Source organism: Mesorhizobium sp. M2C.T.Ca.TU.002.02.1.1 (assembly GCF_003997225.1).
The window spans coordinates 1-1,048 of sequence record NZ_RZTO01001285.1 but is presented as its reverse complement, the minus strand read 5'-3'; the positions used below and the strand labels follow the sequence as shown (position 1 = coordinate 1,048).

The window sequence follows — 1,048 nt, the reverse complement described above, 5'->3', positions numbered from 1 at the left end:
GCGCTAGCGCGGGCCGGCATCGAAACCGGCTCGCTGCTCTTCATGCACGGCATCCAGCCGCGGCAAAACTGGTTCATGAGCCGCTCCGGCTACACCGGCGAGGACGGTTTCGAGATCGGCCTGCCTGAGAAGGACGCGCGCGATCTCGTCGTCAAACTCCTGGCGGACGAGCGTGTGCAGTGGATCGGCCTCGCCGCCCGCGACAGCCTGCGGCTCGAGGCCGGTCTTTGCCTGCATGGCCATGACCTGACGCCGGAAATCGACCCGGCAAGCGCCGGACTGATGTGGGCGATCTCCAAGGACGTCCGTGCCGCCGGCCATTTCATCGGCGCCGACGCGCTGCGCTCGATCCTCGAGCGCGGGCCGTCGCAGAAACGCGTCGGCCTGAAGCCCGACGGCCGCCAGCCGGTTCGCGCCGGCGCGGCGCTGGTCGATGCCGACGGCAATCCGGCCGGCCATGTCACGTCCGGCGGCTTCGGCCCCTCGACCGGCCACCCGGTCGCCATGGGCTACGTCGACACCGCGTTGGCCAAAGCCGGCACCAAGCTCTTCGCCGATGTCCGCGGGACGAAAATCCCGGTCGACGTCACGTCCCTGCCCTTCACCCCACACCGCTACCGCAAAGGATGATTTCCAGATGGCAAAGACCTATTTCACGCAAGATCACGAATGGCTCCGCGTCGAAGGCGGCGTCGCCATTGTCGGTATCACCGACTATGCGCAGGAACAGCTTGGCGACCTCGTTTTCGTCGAGCTGCCGGAGATCGGCCGCAAGCTCGCCAAGGGCGATACGGCCGTGGTCGTCGAATCCGTCAAGGCGGCGTCGGACGTCTACGCGCCGGTCGACGGCGAGATCACCGAGGCCAACGCTTCGCTGTCGGCCGACCCCTCGCTGGTCAATTCGGCCGCGACCGGCGACGGCTGGCTCTGGAAGATGAAGCTTTCCGACGAAAGCCAGCTCGACAGCCTCATGGATGAGGCCGCCTACAAAGCCCATATCGGCTGACATCAGGACATAAAGACATGACCGCAGCGCTTACTTCCTTCT

Annotated in this window: 2 protein-coding genes; both read left to right on the top strand. The window is 66.0% G+C overall.

Going from position 1 to position 1,048, the window contains the following annotated elements; translation table 11 throughout:
• A partial coding sequence (locus EOD07_RS35520) for a glycine cleavage T C-terminal barrel domain-containing protein (RefSeq protein WP_281059119.1) occupies positions 1-630 on the top strand: 630 nt, incomplete at its 5' end.
• Between the two features lie 7 nt (positions 631-637).
• Positions 638-1,006, top strand: a complete 369-nt coding sequence (gene gcvH / locus EOD07_RS35515; RefSeq protein WP_040981513.1) for a glycine cleavage system protein GcvH — start codon at positions 638-640, stop codon at positions 1,004-1,006.
• Positions 1,007-1,048 lie beyond the last annotated feature (42 nt).